Here is a 17,018-nt window from a genome sequence, read left to right as displayed (position 1 = left end):
CATAGGTTGGGCAGACTCTACTTCATGGTGAGGGATTTTGCGGGGGGCAGGTCAAAAGGTATAGTTCTCACCACAATCCCAACCTTTTCGAATGCCATGCAGCTTCAGCGCGAGATGAGATACCAAGCTTTGAATAGATCTGCTTGATGTACCCAGACACTGTATTCGTAGATATGCTCAACTCTGCAGCGACCTCAGCATTTCGCAAACCTCTTCCAATGAGAGACAGCACATCTGCTTCCCTTGGTGTTAGAGGAACTTCGCCAGAAACCACGACTGTTTCTGAGAAGTGCCGCATAAGCCTTTGTGCAATCGCTGGGGAGAGTGAAGGCACTCCCATCGAAATCTGTTTCAACTGCATAGCCAAAGTGGCATGCGGTTGATCTTTTAACAGGTACCCGTTGATACCATAGCTCAGGGCCTTAACAAGACTAGCATCATCTCCTGATACGGTCGCAATCACGCAAATTGCATCGTTAGACTGTTGACGAATACGAGGGACCAAAGCTGTTCCCTCCCCGTCTGGCAAGTGCAAATCCAGTACATGCAAGTCGAAGACTTTGCCTGTCAGCAGCTCTTTGGCCTGCTTGAGAGACTTAGCCTGACTACACACACTGTCAGGGAACGCAAGATGCACAACCTTCTCCAGCCATGCAGCGACTTCAGGCACGTCTTCGACGATTAACACAGAAGGTAAACTACCTGCCATGTGCGATGTCTTTAAGTGGTAGAGCAGCCAGAACTTTAAACTGCCTGTCTGCGGTTTTTTCGAAGGTCACTTCGCCGCCTAACTCGCTGACACGATATAGGATATTCTTGAGACCATGCCCACGCTTCTCACGGCCATCCCGGATAGTTTCCATCGAACTAATTTCTGCGCAATCATTTGTAATATTTAGGAATAATACACCCTCAGAAACATGTGCATCTATTGACACCTTCTTGGTTTCAGCATGCTCTAGTGCGTTGCTTAGGCATTCTCGTAAAACTGCCCGTAGCGTTTGACAATCCTTGATGGAGACTTCAACGTCTAATGTATCGTTAAGTGGCCAATCAGTAGCCACATGCAGCGGGTCAAGCAAGTCAAAGGTCTCTCCGCGCAGGCTACCGACATACTCAGACAACAGCATACGTCCCGTGGAGTTCGCATTAATGATCCTCCGCATATCTATTAGCACAGTTCGTATAAGCTCATCTTTTTTTCCGACATTATGACTGTGCAGTGCCGTTAGCAGACCTATGCTAAGGTTGTCATGCAAATCACGAGCTATTCTTGATCGTTCTTGATGGACGCCGATTGAATGGGCATCCTGCCCTTTCAACAACTCTAACACCATGTCTCTTAGTTGATCCAAGCTCTTACAATCTTGGCTGTCGAAAAGTCGCGTCCCATTTGATGCCCAAACCATTTCGACACACATAGTACAGTCCCTAATAAAAGGAAAATGTACCCCTTCACCATGCCGAACGATCTTCGCTTTGGAGACATTGCCAGTGTTTGGAATATAGGCAAAGCCCAAGGGCCGGTAGATGTTCGCGAGGACCTCCTTCCAACGTGCTTCCATCTCTTGTGCATCATGGGATCGTGCCACGAAGTCCGCAAAACCCAAAAAGGAGTTGGTCTTTCTAGCAGTCCTTCCTGTGAATTTTGCTTGGAACCACTCACGGAAGGGTAAGTATAAAAGTGTTACTGTTAGCAAAGACACACTCAGGGCAGACATTCTGTCAAACGACAGCCCCCAGATCAAAAGTGCATCTAAAGACAAGAGCAACAGAGCGCCACAGAAGTAGTAAAGAAGTCTTGCAGACCAGATCGGCAGATCAAATACACGGTATCTTTGAACTGAAATCGCAACAGCAAAGTACACAAGCGCAATGAACACAAAGCTCTCTCCTTGAGAGACGAAGCCGGGGGCCCCAAACAATGTGGGAAGTGCTCGTGTTATCACGAAGCTTCCAGAACCGATGAGAGCACCAAGCCCCAACAAACCCAGTGACCTACGGTCAACAATGTTCTGTCTGCTGTGCCTGTACTGAACTATGATCAACAAGAAAATTACCAGAAATATTACAACAATCGCCTGGTAGAATATGTGCAACCCACCAATCATAAGGGCTGCCGGAAGGAGCACCATAATCAGACAAAAGGAAGCTCCTGCCAGTTCTTTTGCCAGATTAAGCACTTTGGGAAAGGCCAAGAACAGGCTTACGAGACCGAAGCCAAACAAGAGCGTCCCAAAGAGATTGGCGACATGTAGACCAAAAAACACTTCTTCCGAGAGCGCGAGTTCGCGCGTGCTATAGATTGCCGCAGTCGTCGCGGAAATTTGCAAACCAAAGCCCGAAAGCAACAGCGAGGTAGTTGATTGTTGTTTTGGCCTCAGGCTCCAGACCCAGGACCCGATGAGCACTGCAAAAAATCCAGCTCCTGTTTGCAGCCAAAAATCAACAGGTAGTGTCTCAATAGGTCGGTTGTCCGTCGCAAACAATCGGATCCACGCGCGCTCGCCACCTCTGGTCTCTATCGCAAGTCGGAGAGGCCCCACCCTTAGGGCCTCAAAAAGCAGACCACTTTGAGAAAAAGCAAACAGCATTTCTTCCCGGCTGGGCAGAGTGTCGGGTTCTTCCACAAAGGCGTGATGAGTAACCAGAAGCTCGTGGCCATAAACATCCTTGATCGAGGTAACGACCTGCCCGACCAACAACCCGCTGCTCTTGTCGGTTACACTAGTAACGACAACCTGCTCATCTCCCCCCACCCCTAACGACACACCAACACTAGGTTGGTTCGTTGTGACTATTATAGCCCAAGCCAGAATTGCTGTGCACAAGAAGAGTACTAAGGCCATAAGTCGTACTGGTGCCAAAGTAACATCTTTGAACTTGTTGATTACATTACCGGACATCACAACTGCTTCACTTTCATACACTTCTAAGATAGCAGATTGTGAGCCAACACGTCGCGAGAAATAAGCACCTCGTACCTTTCAAAAGGTCAATGCACGACCTACCAATAAGAATTATGGGTCCTGTTAGAGGCCTCGAAATGCCGCAGACTAGACTTTCGGATGGAGGTCGATACCTTCCAGTACTCAGACACTTATATATGAAAAGGAAATATCGATGCCGCACCCGGTAGATATTCATGTCGGGAAACGTATTCGGGCCCGGCGTTGGGCCGCCGATGAAACACAGAAATGCCTCGCAGAAAAAGTTGGGGTCCGGTTTCAGCAGATTCAGAAGTATGAGGTGGCATCGAACCGTGTGAGTGCATCACGCCTATGGGATATCTCAAAAGTTCTCAACGTAGATGTGACATATTTTTTCGAAGGCTTGGATACGACAAAGAACGCACACACCATGGTTGAGGCTCGTAAGGCCAGATCTCAGTATCAAGAAGCCATTGAACTCTTGCGAGTTTACTACAAAATCCCTGAACACCAAAGGTCGATTTTCACTAAGTTTGTCAAAACGTTATTACCAAACACATCCGAAAGCAATGCGAACACAGACCACACAACGCACTGAGAAAAGCAAACAACCGAGGCCATAGCCTCGGCTGTTAGATCAGGCAACGGGGACACCCTGATCTGCTTTTCCTGCTTCGAACTCACTCACTTTCGAAGCAGGAAACATTGCAGGCATAAACTGGGATGCGTTTCGCCCAGATAAACTTCTATCATACGATAGACTTTCTAGCAGCATCTTTTGCTAACGAAATCTTAGCAAAGATCAAACCTGCGAATGATTTGTACTTGTAGTGTTTTTTAGCAGAGGTTAGTGCGTAGACAAATGCCCCTATAGCTCAGCTGGTAGAGCAACTGATTTGTAATCAGTAGGTCCGCGGTTCGAGTCCGTGTGGGGGCACCATACAGAGTGTAAAGATGATCGTTGCTGGGCGCTGACTTGGGCCAACGCGCTTGCGTGATGTATGCCCGCACAGGAAGCATTTGACAGCCCCGCCCGCACAGGCCACCTAAGAGCCATGCAAACCGCTCTCATCACCGGCTCGGCCGGCTTCATCGGCTACCATCTCGCGGCCCGGCTTCTGGCCGCAGGCTGGCAGGTTGTGGGGCTTGATTGTCTGTCCCCCTATTATGACGTCACCCTGAAAGAACGCCGCCATGCGATGCTGGCGGACAACCCGCGCTTCACGCCGGTGATCGGCAAGCTGGAAGACCCCGGTCGCCTGATGGGGCTGTTTGACACCCACAAGCCCGATGCGCTGATCCATCTCGCAGCCCAGGCCGGGGTGCGCCATTCCATCGAGGCGCCGCGCGACTACCTCGAGGCCAATCTGATCGGCACGTTTGAGCTCTTGGAGGCCGCCCGCGCCCATCCGCCCGCGCATATGCTGATCGCCTCCACCTCCTCGGCCTATGGGGCCAACACGCAGATGCCCTTTGACGAGCGTCAGCAGGCCGATCATCAGATGTCCTTTTATGCCGCCACCAAGAAGGCGGGCGAGACGATGGCCCATTCCTATGCCCATCTCTATGGCCTGCCGACCACGATGTTTCGGTTTTTTACCGTCTATGGCCCCTGGGGCCGGCCGGATATGGCGCTGTTCAAATTCACCAGGGCGATCGAGGCCGGTGAGGCGATCAATGTCTACAACCACGGGCAAATGAGCCGGGATTTCACCTATATCGATGATCTGGTCACCGGCATCACCGGGCTGATCGACGCGGTGCCGGGGGATCAGCCGGTCTCGGAGCAGGACAACCTCAGCCCTGTCGCGCCGTTCCGGGTGGTCAATATCGGGGCCTCAAAGCCCACGCCGCTGATGGACTATATCGCCGCGCTGGAAACCGCGCTGGGGGTCACCGCCGAGAAAAACCTGATGGAGATGCAAGCCGGAGACGTGCCGGCCACCTGGGCAGACACCAGGTTGCTGAGCCAGCTCACCGGCTATGAACCGCAGATCAGCGTCAAAGAGGGCGTCGCGCGGTTTGTTGCCTGGTACCGGGCGTATTACGGCGAGCCGCAGGGCTGATCCAGGGGGGCAGATCCGGGGCGACATGCGCCGCCGAGCTGTCATCTTTCCCCAAATACTCGCGCCGCAGGCCTCCCGATTTCCATGAAATCGGGATCAGGGCACCCTCCTCAATTAGGTCAGCATAGTTGACCAAATGTTTCGCGTGCGAAACATTTGGTCCGATCCGGACCTATTTTGATCCGCCCCCCATGCGCCCGATCCCGCCCCCTCATCAGCTTGTGATCCGGGCAAAATTCCGGTTCCCGCCCCTTGCCCGGACGTATATGTCTGATCCCCAACACTCCGCCAGCTCAAGCGGGGGACATGAGGCAACAGCAAAGGACCACCCCCATGCGCATTGCAATGATTGGCACCGGATATGTCGGATTGGTCTCCGGCGTCTGTTTTTCCGACTTTGGCCATGATGTGGTCTGTGTCGACAAGGACGCGGCCAAGATCGCGCGGCTGCAGGCGGGTGAGGTGCCGATCTACGAGCCGGGGCTTGAGGATCTGATGGCGCGCAATGTGGCGGCGGGGCGGCTGTCCTTTACCGATGATCTGGCCACGGCCGTTGCCGCGGCGGATGCGGTGTTCATCGCGGTCGGAACGCCAACGCGACGCGGCGATGGTCATGCCGATCTCACCTATGTGATGGCCGCCAGCGAAGAGATCGCCGCCGCCCTGCAGGGCTATACCGTGGTGGTGACCAAATCCACCGTGCCGGTGGGCACCAACCGGCAGGTGAAACAGGTGATCGCCAAATCCAACCCCGCGGCGGAATTCGACGTGGCGTCCAACCCGGAATTCCTGCGCGAAGGGGCGGCGATTGATGACTTCATGCGCCCGGACCGGGTGGTGGTCGGCGTGCAGAACGACCGCGCCGCCGAGGTCATGGCAGAGATCTACCGCCCCCTTTACCTGCGCGATTTCCCGATCCTCACCACCGATCTCGAAAGCGCCGAGATGATCAAATATGCCGCCAATGCCTTTCTGGCGACCAAGATCACCTTCATCAATGAAATCGCCGGTCTCTGCGAACGGGTGGGGGCCGACGTCAAGGAGGTCTCACGCGGGATGGGGCTCGACGGGCGCATCGGCAACAAGTTCCTGCATGCAGGCCCGGGCTATGGCGGATCGTGCTTTCCAAAGGACACCGCCGCGCTGGCCCGCATCGGTCAGGATCATGCCTATCCGATGCAGATCACCGAAACGGTGATGCGCGTCAATCACGAGGTCAAGGCGCGGATGCTGGAGAAGCTGCGCGACGCCTGCGACGGCAGTTTCAACGGCAAGACCATCACCATTCTGGGCGTGACCTTCAAACCCAATACCGATGACATGCGTGAGGCACCGAGCCTCACCATCGTGCCGGCCCTCATCGGCGGCGGCGCCAAGGTGCGGGTGGTGGACCCCCAGGGCGAGGCCGAGGGGCGCGATCTCCTGCCTGGGGTCAAATGGGAGGACGACCCCTACAAGGCGGCGCGCAATGCCGATCTGGTGGTGCTGCTAACCGAATGGAATGAATTCCGCGCCCTCGATCTCAAGGCGCTGGCGCGCAAGATGGCCCAGCCCCGCATGGTGGATCTGCGCAATATCTACACCGCCAAATCCGCCCGGCAGGCGGGCTTTGAAACCTATATCGCTGTTGGGCGCTGATCCGACACCCCCTGACAGCTTTGCATGAAAAAGACCCTGATACAGCCGTATCAGGGTCTTTTTTCGTCTCGCTCTCTTCTGGTGGGCTCAGCGGCCGCGCTGGCGCAGCCAGGCCTTGAGATCGGCCATCAGCGCCGTGTCGACCCCAGGGCCTGTCAGCTCGATCCGCTGATGCGAGGGGGTAAAGCCGAGATAGACCCCTGCGCCTGCAGGCATGCTCACCCGTTCGCCCTCGCCGATCTGATCGGCCGGATCCAGGCTGCGCACCCGCGGGGTCAGCGCAGGACGGTCGGCTGTGGGGGCCTGCGTCGCCGCCGCTGCGGGGGGCAGTCCTGCCGAGGGGGCAGGGGCTGTGTCCACGCCAGAGTCCCCCCCTGTGCCACCGGCCTCATGGGCGGCGAGCAGCTCGCTCAGCAGCGCCTGTTCCTCTTCGGCATCCGCACAGGGCTGATCGCGCAGCGCCTGCGCCACCTCCCGGGCAAAATCGGGGCTCAGGGCAAAGGCGCGCGCCAGCCCCAGACCCAGTTTCTCGCGGATCGCGGTGGGAAAGCGCAGCTCGCTATCCAGCGCCTCGACCAGGGTGACAAAGCTGCCGATCTTGGAGCGCTTGGCGCGGGTGGCATTGGCAAAGAGCGACTGCAGCGCGTATTTCTGGCTGGTATAAACCCCCTCCCTGAGCGCCCGCACCGCAATGCGCGCGCGCTCGTAATGCGACAGGTTTACCCGAATCTCGTTTTCCTCGACCATCGCCACATAGGCCTCTTCGGCGCTCTCGGGCTGGATCACCAGCGCCTTGATGGTGGCAAAGGCGGGATCATTGGTTTGCGCATAAAGCCTGCGCATCGCCGTCAGGCGCCGCCAGCCGGAGATCAGACCATGGGTCTTGCCCGCCGCATGCCCGTCCAGGGCAACCACCTCGATCGGGGTCTGCTGGCCGCGGGCGCGCAAGGACCCGGCCAGCGCCGCCATCTCTTCCTCGTCCTGTTCCAGCCGGTCGCGCACCAGATGGGTTTCGTCAATGGCGTCAAGCGCGATCTCTTCGACCAGCAGCCCCTTGGCGCGGGCGTTTTCCAGCACCGATGTCAGCTCCTGCAGCGCGCCCTCAGCCGCCGCCTCAGAGGCCACTTGCGCGATGGGCGGCGACGACAGCGCCCCCGGCCCTCCAAGCCCTGTGCGCCCCGCCGAGGGGCTGAGATAGCTGTTCTGTGCCGGTGAAAGACGTTTGCGTTTTGCCATATGTCTGGTCTCCTACAGCGCCGTCTGGGGTGGGGCGGAGTGCTGGCCCGTGGCCTCTGTCTCCGCGTTGTGCCCCCAGTATGGCATCCTAATCCGTATCTGCCGTTACTGGGCCGCGCGCTGGGTCTGCAACGCCTCGCGCCGCCACACCGCCAGCAACAGCCGCTTGAACGCCGCATAGGTGGCATCAAAGGTCTCGCGGCCACGGGCATAGGTTTCGCGGTTGAAGTCGCGGTAATCGGCCTCGTAGATGCCGTTGACCTGCTCGCCGGCCTGACCGATCAGCGCGGTGTAATCCTGTCGGTGCGGCGACAGGGTGGGGCCAAGATAGGCCTGCATGAGCGCCGCCAGCTCGCCCTGCTGGGCGCTGTCATAGCGGGTGATCACCGTGCGCACCGCATCCCATTCAAAGGCAATCTCCGGCCGCCCCAGAGCGCGCGCAGCCAGGTTCTCGCCCTCCTCGATGGAGGCAAATGTCGAATGCAGCATGTCGAAAAACCGCCCCGTGCTGTCGAACTCCAGGAACGAGGCCCCCATCGGCACCAGAAGGATATCCGCCGCCGACAGCCCGTTGATGGTCAGATAGCCAAGCGCAGGCGGCGTATCGATGAAGATCACGTCGTACTGATCCAGCACGCCATCGGCCTCCAGCCGCTCGGTCAGCGCATCCCACAGCTTCCAGGAGCGCGCCGCCATCCGCCAGACCGGGATCTGGAATTCCGCCCAGTACAGATTGAGCTGCGCCCCGATGAGATCGATATTGGGCCAATGGGTAGGCTGGATCACGTCCCTGGCCGTCATCTCCATCGCGGCCGACAGGCTGTCATCCAGCGGCTGGGGGGCATCGCCGCGATCCAGACGGCGCTGGTTTTCCAGCCGCAGATGATCGCCGTAATGGCGCGCCAGAAGCGGAAAGGCGGTCTGCCATTCATCCTCGACGCGGCCACCAAAAATCGAGGTCATCGAGCCTTGGCTATCGAGATCAATCACCAGCACCTTGTAGCCATCCAGCGCCGCCGACATCGCCAGATGGGCGGCGGTAGAGGTCTTGCCGACGCCACCCTTGAAGTTGGCGACAGCGACCATCTTGGCGGGCAGGCCCTCGGGGCGGTAGGGGGTGTAATCCTTGGCCTTGGAGCCTTGGGCAGCAAAATGGGCGCGCAGGCGCAGCACCTCGTCGAGCGTGAACCATTTGGCGCCGCCCTCGGTTTCGGATTTGCCCTGGGGCAGGTCGGGGTTGGCTTTCAGCACCCGGCGGAAATGGGCCTGGGCGACGGGGATCAGATAGCGGGTGATTTCCCAGGTCGAAAACAGACGCAGCGATTTGCGCCCTTCCTCGTTCATGCCCCGGCTTGCCAGATCCGCACGACCGCGGGCGCAGGCCTCGGCAATTTCGGCAAAACCTTCGGTGCTGGTGGGCGCCTCAAGATCGGCAAGGGCCACATCGGGGTCGATGTTGAAATAGGGGGGCAGGGGGGTGCCTGCGTCTTTCTTCAAACTGTCTCGTGCCATCTCGGATCGCCTCGCCTGCTGGTCCTGTCTGATCGTCTTTGCGCCAAGAGGCGCCAGGAGACCGGCCATATGTGGGGCCGGTGTATTCAACTTTTGGGGCAGGGATGAGGGCAAGAGCGCGATCTGAAGACTGTCGCGCCCGGTGAGAGGGGAGAGGCCCCCGTGCCTGCATGTGCTGCCTTTTTCCTGTCATAGCATAAAACAGCGCACATGAAAGAAATATGCGCATGCCTTTTGAATTTTCTTAGCAAATCAGGGGGTTGCAGCGGGTTTCCAGACGTCTTTCGGGGGCGGGACCGCAGGGCTGAGAGAGCGTGGAAATTTTTTGTGTATGTTATTATTGAGTTATTTATAAGTTAGAGCGCAAGCGGCCTTTCCGCAAAGCCCTTTTTTTATTGGGCTTCTGGGCAGAATTTTTGCCCCATGTGATTCCGAAACCCCGATGAAGTGACTCTGAACCCCCGACAGGGTGACTCTGAACCCCCGTTGAGAAGTGGTGTGGATAACTCTAGGGTGAGCGTAATCAAAACCACGAAGACGCGAGTCACCCCGAAAGAGGCCATAAGGCCCGCAAAGCGGGGGGCGGGCAGAGCAGACGGGACAGTACGATGGCAGGCCAGACCACGGGCCAGATGAGCGCAGGTGGCAGCGCGCCGCAGGGGGGGGATTTCTTTCTCTGCGATATCTTTGATGCGATCCCCAAAAACGATCTCGCCTCGATGGAGCATCCGCTGTTCTCTCTGGGCACCCGGCCCGACCGGCGCATTCTGAACTACGAACACAACGGTGCCGAGATCACCGTGGTGCCCTCGGTCAAGGGGCTGGCGACGATCCACGACAAGGACATCCTGATCTTCTGCATCAGCCAGCTGATGGCGGCGGTAAATGCAGGACGGCAGGTCAGCCGCACGCTGCATCTCACCGCTCATGATCTGCTGGTGGCGACCAACCGCGAGACCTCGGGCGATGCCTATCGCCGTCTGCGCGAAGCCTTTGAGCGGCTGGCAGGCACCCGCATCACCACCAATATCGTCACCGGCGGCCAGGAGGTGACCAGCGGTTTCGGCCTGATCGAAAGCTGGGAAATCGTGCGCAAGGCGCGCGGCGGGCGCATGGTCAATGTGGTGGTGACGCTCAGCGAATGGATCTATCGCGCGGTGCTGTCGAAATCGGTGCTGACGCTCAGCCGCGATTACTTTCGTCTCAGGAAACCGCTGGAGCGGCGCATCTACGAGCTGGCGCGCAAACATTGCGGGCGCCAGGACAGCTGGCAGATTTCGGTGGAAACCCTCCTGAAGAAATCCGGCTCCGCCTCTCCGCGGCGGGTGTTTCGCAAGATGCTGCGCGACATGATCGCAGCCCAGCCCCTGCCGGATTACGCGCTGGAGGAACAGCCTGGCGACATCATCCGCTTCAGCCAGAAACATGAGGTGGTCGATCCGACCCAGCGTCCGCCGGTGCTGAGCGAGGAGGCGCTGGAGGCGGCGCGCGCGCTGATGCCGGGGGCGGATGTCTATGCGCTGGAAGCGGAATGGCGCGCGATGTGGCGCCGCTCTGGCAGCCCGCGGCTGCGCAAGGCGGATGCGGCATTTGTGGGCTGGGTTCGTAAGCGTATTGAGTGAAGTTCGTCCCACCTCGAAGGTGAGCAAACCTCGGAACGCATACATGGAATAGACTTCCCGAGGCTCACATGGTGCTCTATTTGAGCTTTGCAGTAACGTTTTCAGCAAAACGTTCAATCATCGCAGTGTAGAAAACGTCGCTTTCTAGTGTAACGGTACCGGCGTCAGTCCCATCAGGATAGAAAGCTTTTGCTTCGTTTGCTGAAACCGTCAACTGGTAGCGTTCGTTGTTTGCAATACCCGGAATTTTAAGCAGGACATCGCCTACCAATTTTGCTTCCTCGATATTCGCTGCCAATTCAAAGTTGTTTGCTAGGGACACTTCATCAATGTCGATCACGACTTCCGCGCCTGTATCTGAGATCTGATCGATGAGCTTTGCGGCAATCGCCGTCTCTAGGTCATCGGCCAGATCGTTCCAGACGCTGGCAGCTTTGATGTTCTCAACAGCGTTGAGGTCGATGGTGACACGGATGTCCTCTACATCGACTTTTGCCGAAGCTAAGCCGGCGGTCACAGTGATTGAAGAAGCAATAAGTGCTGTTAGAGCAAAGCGTTTCATTCTGTTTCCTACTTTCTAGTTGCAGGCAACTCCGCACATGATGAGAGCGGCGACTTCTTAGTTGGCCGTGTTTGCTGAGTTTCCTGTTTTGATGGTTGTGAAACACTTCGGGAGAGCATTCGGTAAGCGGTGCGCCGCCCCCACACTTACTGCATAGCGCTTGATCTGCGATTCAGAGGCTTCTTTGATTTGTGGGGAGTTTCTCGATGGTAGCTACAAGCGAGTTTCTGGCAAGGGTGCCGCGACGGTCTGATGGCAAGCGCGATTGGCCACCGGAGTTGAAAGCGCGGATCGTGGCGGAGACGTTGATTGAGGGCGAGACGGTCAAGGCGGTGGCGAAGCGGTATGAGTTGATCCCCAGCACGGTGTCGGATTGGCGGCGGATGGCGCGTCAGGGCAAATTAGTTTTGCCAAACCTAGATGGGATGGATTTTGTGCCGGTTGAGATTGAACCGTCTGTGCCGGTTGCCCAGCCTTCGCTCGTCGCATCCTTCAGCACGCTTGATGTGATCAAGGGCGATGTCACCGTTCGTCTTGACGCGGCAACACCAGCGGCGCGGATCGCCGAGATCGCCCGGGCTATGGCCACGTGATTGCCCCATCACACAATGTGCGGATCTTTGTCGCCAGCGATCCGGTTGACTTCCGCAAGGGCCATGATGGGCTGGCCGCCTTGGTGCAGAGCCAATTGCGCCAGAAGCCGTTTGATGGGGCGGTCTATGTCTTCCGTGCCAAGCGGGCGGATCGGCTGAAGCTGATCTATTGGGATGGCAGCGGGTTGGTGATGGCGTACAAGCGGCTCGAAGATAGCAGCTTCATCTGGCCTGCGATCAGGAACGGGGTGATGCGTTTGGAACCGGCCCAGTTTGAGGCGTTATTTGCAGGTCTGGATTGGCGGCGCGTGCGCCCTTTGGAGGTGGCCGCCCCGGCTGCGGCGGAGTGACTCACGGGACCGTTTGCGCAGGTCATTCTGCCCTTGTTTTGTTATGAGATGGCACATGACTGTGCCTGACAAATTGCCCGATGACATTGCCGAACTGAAGGCGATCATCCGTGCGCAGCAGGATCAGAATGCACGGCTTGAGGCTCTGGTCGCTTCCTTCAAGAAGGCGCTGTTTGGAGCCAAATCCGAGAAGATTGATCCGGCCCAATATGAGCTGGAACTCGAAGACATCGAAACCGCCATCGCGCAGGTGGAAGCCGAGATTGACGCCGACGCGCGCACTGCGCCCGTGCGGCCCCCAAAGCCACGCCAGACCAATCGTGGGTCACTGCCCAAACATCTGGAGCGGGTTGAGGTGGTCATCGAACCTGACGTCTCCTGCGCCTGCGGGGCTGAACGTCATGTGATCGGCGAAGATGTGAGTGAACGGCTGGATATCATCCCGGCCCAGTTCCAGGTGATCGTCACCCGCCGCCCAAAATACGCTTGCCGGTCTTGCGAAAGTGGGATCGCCCAAGCGTCCGCACCGGCCCACATCATCGCAGGGGGCATGCCAACCGAGGCAACGCTGGCTCATGTTCTGGTCTCCAAATATGCGGATCACTTGCCCCTTTATCGGCAGGCGCAAATCTATAGCCGCCAGGGGATCGACCTGGATCGCTCGACCCTGGCCGCGTGGGTCGGCAAGTCGGCGTTCGAATTGACCCCGGTCTATGAGGCGCTGATGGCCGATCTGAAGCGCTCCACCAAGCTCTTCATGGATGAAACCCCCGCGCCGGTTCTGGCACCAGGGCGCAAACGCACCAAAACCGGCTACTTCTGGGCCCTTGCACGCGATGACAGGCCATGGGGCGGCGATGACCCACCTGGAGTGGCCTTCACCTATGCGCCGGGACGATCCGGCCAGCATGCCGACAACATTTTGAAAGGCTTCAGCGGCACCCTGCAGGTTGATGGATACGCAGGCTACAACCGCCTGCTCAAACGACCCGCGCAGGACGTAACATTGGCTTATTGCTGGGCCCATGCCCGCCGCAAACTGCATGATGTCACCCAGTCCGGCGCGGCCCCGATTGCGCAGGAAGGCTTGGCGCAAATCCAGGCGCTCTATCGCATCGAAAAAGACCTGCGCGGCATGTCTGACGACCAACGGCGCGCTGCGCGGCAGGAACGCTCAAAACCTATCATCGAAGGCCTCGAGCTTTGGCATACCCAAAGTCGTGCCCGTGTCTCGGCCAAATCCCCAACCGGAGAGGCCCTGAAATACATCGCCAAATACTGGGATGGCTTATGCCGTTTCCTTGAAGATGGCCGCATCGAAGTCGACAACAACACCGTCGAACGCACCATCCGTCCCATCGCCCTGAACCGCAAAAACGCGCTCTTCGCCGGGCACGACGCTGGCGCACAGAACTGGGCCGTCATCGCGTCCCTGATCGAAACCTGCAAACTCAACAGGATCGAGCCCCACGGCTACTTGTCCACCGTCCTGACTGCCATCGCAGGCGGGCACAAACAAACAGACATCAACGACCTGCTGCCGTGGAATTACGCAAGAAAAGTGTGACCGACGCACCGCTTACAGCATTCGTTCCTTGAGGAAGCAATATTTGCATCGTTGCAAGGGGTAGTGGTGTCACTGCGGGTATGCTTCTGAGGGCTTGTAACCTTCGTGTGGATAGTTATCGACATGAAGGTTTGAGAAACGATTCCTGACGACCAACGATAAATAAATGCAAAGCTCAATTAGGTCAGCTGTGCTGACCTAATGTTTCGCATGCGAAACATTAGGTCCGGCTCGGTCCTATATTTCTAGGCTGTGATGCTTACAAAGGGATCATCAATTATGCCAGCAACACTGAACAAGAAGTCACCTCCGTTTTCTATTCTTGCATCGTTGTAATGTTGATCTGCTGATGCACGTGCTGCAGTTGCGTCCGAGGTACTTGCATCGCCAAAAACCTGAAAGACGTTTGTTGCATCCGCAACGTCCGACATACCTTTGATGGCAGAGAAGTAGATGCCCAGATCTGTTTTCTGAGATAGGTATTGAACATCTTGAGTGGAACCGCCGCTTTTAGCACCTCCGATTACTTCTAGAACGAAGGCACCTTGAGATACATTGCCGTTTGAGACTTGTCCTTTCCAGAACTCGAAGCCGGCAGCGTCTGGAGTGCGGCCAAGAACGTTATCGTATACTGCAGTGACAAATGCGTTGGTATCGGACGGATCAGTATACAAGGCGCGGGTTTCATTCTGATCAAAGAAAAGTTCGGCAATTTGGTTTAGGGAGAGGCCTTCTGCTAGTTTGTCGGCCCAAAAATAGAGGCCTGTGGCGTCGGGAGCACGGTTGAAGTAAGCGGCATACATTTCAGCCAATGATTTGAACTGCTCTGTTGTTAAGTTTGCGGTGCTGAGGAACTGGCTTAAATCTAAAGAGGTATCTGAGAACTGAATGTTCTCTATGTTTATCAATGTATCGACGCCTTCAGATGTGTTGCGATCTGCTAGGGTTACTGAGCCATCCTTGTTGATTGTAACTGTATGATTGGTTTGTTTCGTTATCTGTGAAACTTGATCATACCCTTCTCTGCCGTCGATCGTATCATCGCCGCGGCCACCATGAAATTTATTGTTACTCGCGTTGCCCGTCAGAGTGTCGTTGCCGTCTCCTGTATAGAGGTTCTCAATTCCGGAGAAAGAAACGTCAACACCATCGATTGAACCGGAGCCACTACTTAGGTCCAAAGTACTATCGGAGGTTACGGCTGCAGCGTTGATGGCATCCACGCCGACTACGTCGTTGAAGGTGCTTTTGTGAGATGCGTGTGCAGCATAGTCTGAAAACTCGTTTGTAAAGATATAGACATCGTCGTTGCTGGCAGCTGAGCCAAAGAAATTTAGTTCAACGTTTGAAATTTGAATAGGTGAAGTTGAAGAGCTATCCGCGTCCACAAGCTCAACCGTCCACATTCCTTCACTTGACATTCCGCGGAAGGCGTTGGTGTAGAAGTAGTCCCATTGTATAGGGTTTCCGCTGTCGCTTTCGTCGTCGTCTGCACTGACATTGTCGAGCACGATGCTACGTGTCCCATCCGGCCCAGTGATCCGGAGCTCCAGATCCTGCAGATCATAAATCTGTGTAAAGTCAACTTTGAGCTGCACGTGCTCGATTTCAACGATGCTGGTTGATGTTCCCGTTAGGCGATCAACGGCGGCATCGCCTGTGAGGGTCATTTGTACATCTAGTAGATCGATATTGGCAGTTTCTTGGTTGTGAGTGCCTGCCGTGTTTGTTCCCCAAGTTTCTGCGAGGCGCACAGCTGCTTTTGCGTCGGCGAGGCCGAACCCATAATCGCGCGAGAAATGCAAACCGCCGCCATTCCAGGCATTGCTGCTGTTGAAAGCGTACTCATATTTTTCTGCCCCGGTGATCGATGCGCCAATATCACTCCCCACCTGACGGGCAGAATTTGCAAGAATTGTTTGTACATCCCTCCAACCTAGGTTGGTGTTTGCCTCTAGCATCAGTGCGACAATACCGGAGACTTGGGGGGCTGCAGCTGAGGTTCCATTGAAGCTAGGAGTATAGTCCGATTCAGGAGTGTAGCCACCGTTAAGGCCTGTACCGGTCACATCTGTCGTTACAATTTCGCCAGGTGAGCCGAAAGCTGATACAAGCACAGATGACCCCGGAGTTGAGTAGTCATCAATTGCTCCTGTCCGCTGTACGGCTGATACTGATATTGAATGCATGGTTGCGTTCCATGCAGCAACGTTTGTTTCGGTTGTAACTGGGGTGCCAGTATTATCGACTGTGCGTTCGTTGCCAGCTGATTTGACGTAGATGGTGCCTTTCCCGTCGCGCCCAGTCTGGGCGCCAAACGCCATCGCGTCAGCAGCATCCGAAGATGGATCTTGGGAACCAAAGAAATTTTCTGAACTTAGTGTTCCGAGGCTCATACTCACGATGTCAGCAGAGCGATCGACGCCTGAAATTGAGAGTTGTCCTGACACCAGCTTTATTGGATCGGCGATCTCCTGGCCTAGTTTGATACCGAAGAGTGTGCTGCCATACGCGACACCTACAACGCCAGTAGAGTTGTTGCCGACGGCTCCAATGATACCGGCGGCCGAGGTTCCATGAAAATCTCCGTTCCCTGACCCAGGTGCGCTTTCGGGGCCCAGCTGTATGCTTTCAGAGCCGTTTTGTAGATCGTAATCTTTGGTAGTGGAATAGTTGCCTGCAAGATCGGGATGTGAAGCTTCCACACCATCGTCAATGACTGCAATCGTTATTCCTGCTCCGGTGTAATCATCCCACACGTCTACGACGTTGAGATCATATTGGTCTGGTGCAGCATTTCGCAAATACCATTGCTCAGAGAACAGAGGGTCGTTGGGGAGAGCCATTCTTCACCTTCCTGCTATTATTACTCGCTACTGTTGGTTAGGCACCACTTGGTGCGCCTAGAGCAGTGTTGCGGATTTCATGATGCAGGGGAAACG

13 protein-coding genes and 1 tRNA gene are annotated in these 17,018 nt (G+C 56.3%); 8 read left to right on the top strand and 6 right to left on the bottom strand.

Annotated features, from left to right (window positions below):
* Window positions 1-67: 67 nt before the first annotated feature.
* Window positions 68-709 (bottom strand): response regulator, encoded by a 642-nt coding sequence (locus NIT7645_RS19195; protein ID WP_074964352.1) that lies wholly within the window; start codon window positions 707-709, stop codon window positions 68-70.
* Window positions 699-2,906, bottom strand: coding sequence for a sensor histidine kinase (locus NIT7645_RS07860; protein WP_050686529.1), 2,208 nt, complete (start codon window positions 2,904-2,906; stop codon window positions 699-701). The genes NIT7645_RS19195 and NIT7645_RS07860 overlap by 11 nt, the downstream gene beginning before the upstream one ends.
* A gap of 217 nt (window positions 2,907-3,123) precedes the next feature.
* Between NIT7645_RS07860 and NIT7645_RS07855 the strand changes: the two genes are divergently transcribed.
* From NIT7645_RS07855 to NIT7645_RS07840, 4 genes are all read left to right on the top strand, one after another.
* A complete protein-coding gene (locus tag NIT7645_RS07855; RefSeq protein ID WP_050686527.1) occupies window positions 3,124-3,528 on the top strand; it encodes a helix-turn-helix domain-containing protein in 405 nt (134 codons plus the stop codon).
* A gap of 266 nt (window positions 3,529-3,794) precedes the next feature.
* Window positions 3,795-3,870: transfer RNA gene (locus NIT7645_RS07850), tRNA-Thr, on the top strand.
* A gap of 115 nt (window positions 3,871-3,985) precedes the next feature.
* Entirely contained in the window at window positions 3,986-4,996 is a 1,011-nt protein-coding gene (locus NIT7645_RS07845) for an NAD-dependent epimerase/dehydratase family protein (protein WP_050686525.1), read from the top strand.
* 333 nt (window positions 4,997-5,329) lie between these two features.
* Window positions 5,330-6,634 carry a UDP-glucose dehydrogenase family protein gene (locus tag NIT7645_RS07840; protein WP_050673221.1) on the top strand — a complete coding sequence of 435 codons (1,305 nt, stop codon included), beginning with the start codon at window positions 5,330-5,332 and terminating at the stop codon, window positions 6,632-6,634.
* Between the two features lie 87 nt (window positions 6,635-6,721).
* Here NIT7645_RS07840 and NIT7645_RS07835 read toward each other — a convergent pair whose 3' ends face one another.
* The gene (locus tag NIT7645_RS07835; protein WP_050686522.1) at window positions 6,722-7,870 is read right to left on the bottom strand and encodes a ParB/RepB/Spo0J family partition protein; all 1,149 of its coding nucleotides are present in this window, start codon (window positions 7,868-7,870) and stop codon (window positions 6,722-6,724) included.
* Window positions 7,871-7,975: 105 nt separating this feature from the next.
* On the bottom strand, window positions 7,976-9,382 hold the full coding sequence (locus tag NIT7645_RS07830; RefSeq protein WP_050673242.1) for an AAA family ATPase: 1,407 nt from the start codon (window positions 9,380-9,382) through the stop codon (window positions 7,976-7,978).
* Between the two features lie 608 nt (window positions 9,383-9,990).
* Between NIT7645_RS07830 and NIT7645_RS07825 the strand changes: the two genes are divergently transcribed.
* The gene (locus NIT7645_RS07825) at window positions 9,991-11,004 is read left to right on the top strand and encodes a replication initiator protein A (protein WP_050686520.1); all 1,014 of its coding nucleotides are present in this window, start codon (window positions 9,991-9,993) and stop codon (window positions 11,002-11,004) included.
* A 76-nt stretch (window positions 11,005-11,080) separates the two neighbouring features.
* Here the strand turns inward: NIT7645_RS07825 and NIT7645_RS07820 are convergent, their stop codons facing one another.
* Window positions 11,081-11,566 (bottom strand): hypothetical protein, encoded by a 486-nt coding sequence (locus NIT7645_RS07820; RefSeq protein WP_046212268.1) that lies wholly within the window; start codon window positions 11,564-11,566, stop codon window positions 11,081-11,083.
* Window positions 11,567-11,772: 206 nt separating this feature from the next.
* Here NIT7645_RS07820 and NIT7645_RS07815 point away from each other — a divergent pair, with 206 nt between their 5' ends.
* From NIT7645_RS07815 to tnpC, 3 genes are read left to right on the top strand one after another with little or no spacing between them, the layout of a single operon-like run.
* Window positions 11,773-12,159 carry a transposase gene (locus NIT7645_RS07815; RefSeq protein ID WP_050686516.1) on the top strand — a complete coding sequence of 129 codons (387 nt, stop codon included), beginning with the start codon at window positions 11,773-11,775 and terminating at the stop codon, window positions 12,157-12,159.
* Entirely contained in the window at window positions 12,156-12,509 is a 354-nt protein-coding gene (gene tnpB / locus NIT7645_RS07810) for an IS66 family insertion sequence element accessory protein TnpB (protein WP_050686515.1), read from the top strand. The genes NIT7645_RS07815 and tnpB overlap by 4 nt, the downstream gene beginning before the upstream one ends.
* Before the next feature lie 55 nt (window positions 12,510-12,564).
* A complete protein-coding gene (tnpC, locus tag NIT7645_RS07805; RefSeq protein ID WP_050686513.1) occupies window positions 12,565-14,076 on the top strand; it encodes an IS66 family transposase in 1,512 nt (503 codons plus the stop codon).
* Window positions 14,077-14,321: 245 nt separating this feature from the next.
* Here the strand turns inward: tnpC and NIT7645_RS07800 are convergent, their stop codons facing one another.
* Window positions 14,322-16,922 carry a S8 family serine peptidase gene (locus tag NIT7645_RS07800; RefSeq protein ID WP_074964354.1) on the bottom strand — a complete coding sequence of 867 codons (2,601 nt, stop codon included), beginning with the start codon at window positions 16,920-16,922 and terminating at the stop codon, window positions 14,322-14,324.
* Window positions 16,923-17,018 lie beyond the last annotated feature (96 nt).

The sequence above is a fragment of the Phaeobacter italicus genome, from assembly GCF_001258055.1.
In the GTDB taxonomy this organism is placed as follows: domain Bacteria; phylum Pseudomonadota; class Alphaproteobacteria; order Rhodobacterales; family Rhodobacteraceae; genus Phaeobacter; species Phaeobacter italicus.
The sequence above is the reverse complement of the archived record's forward strand: the minus strand, read 5'-3'. Positions and strand labels throughout refer to the sequence as shown.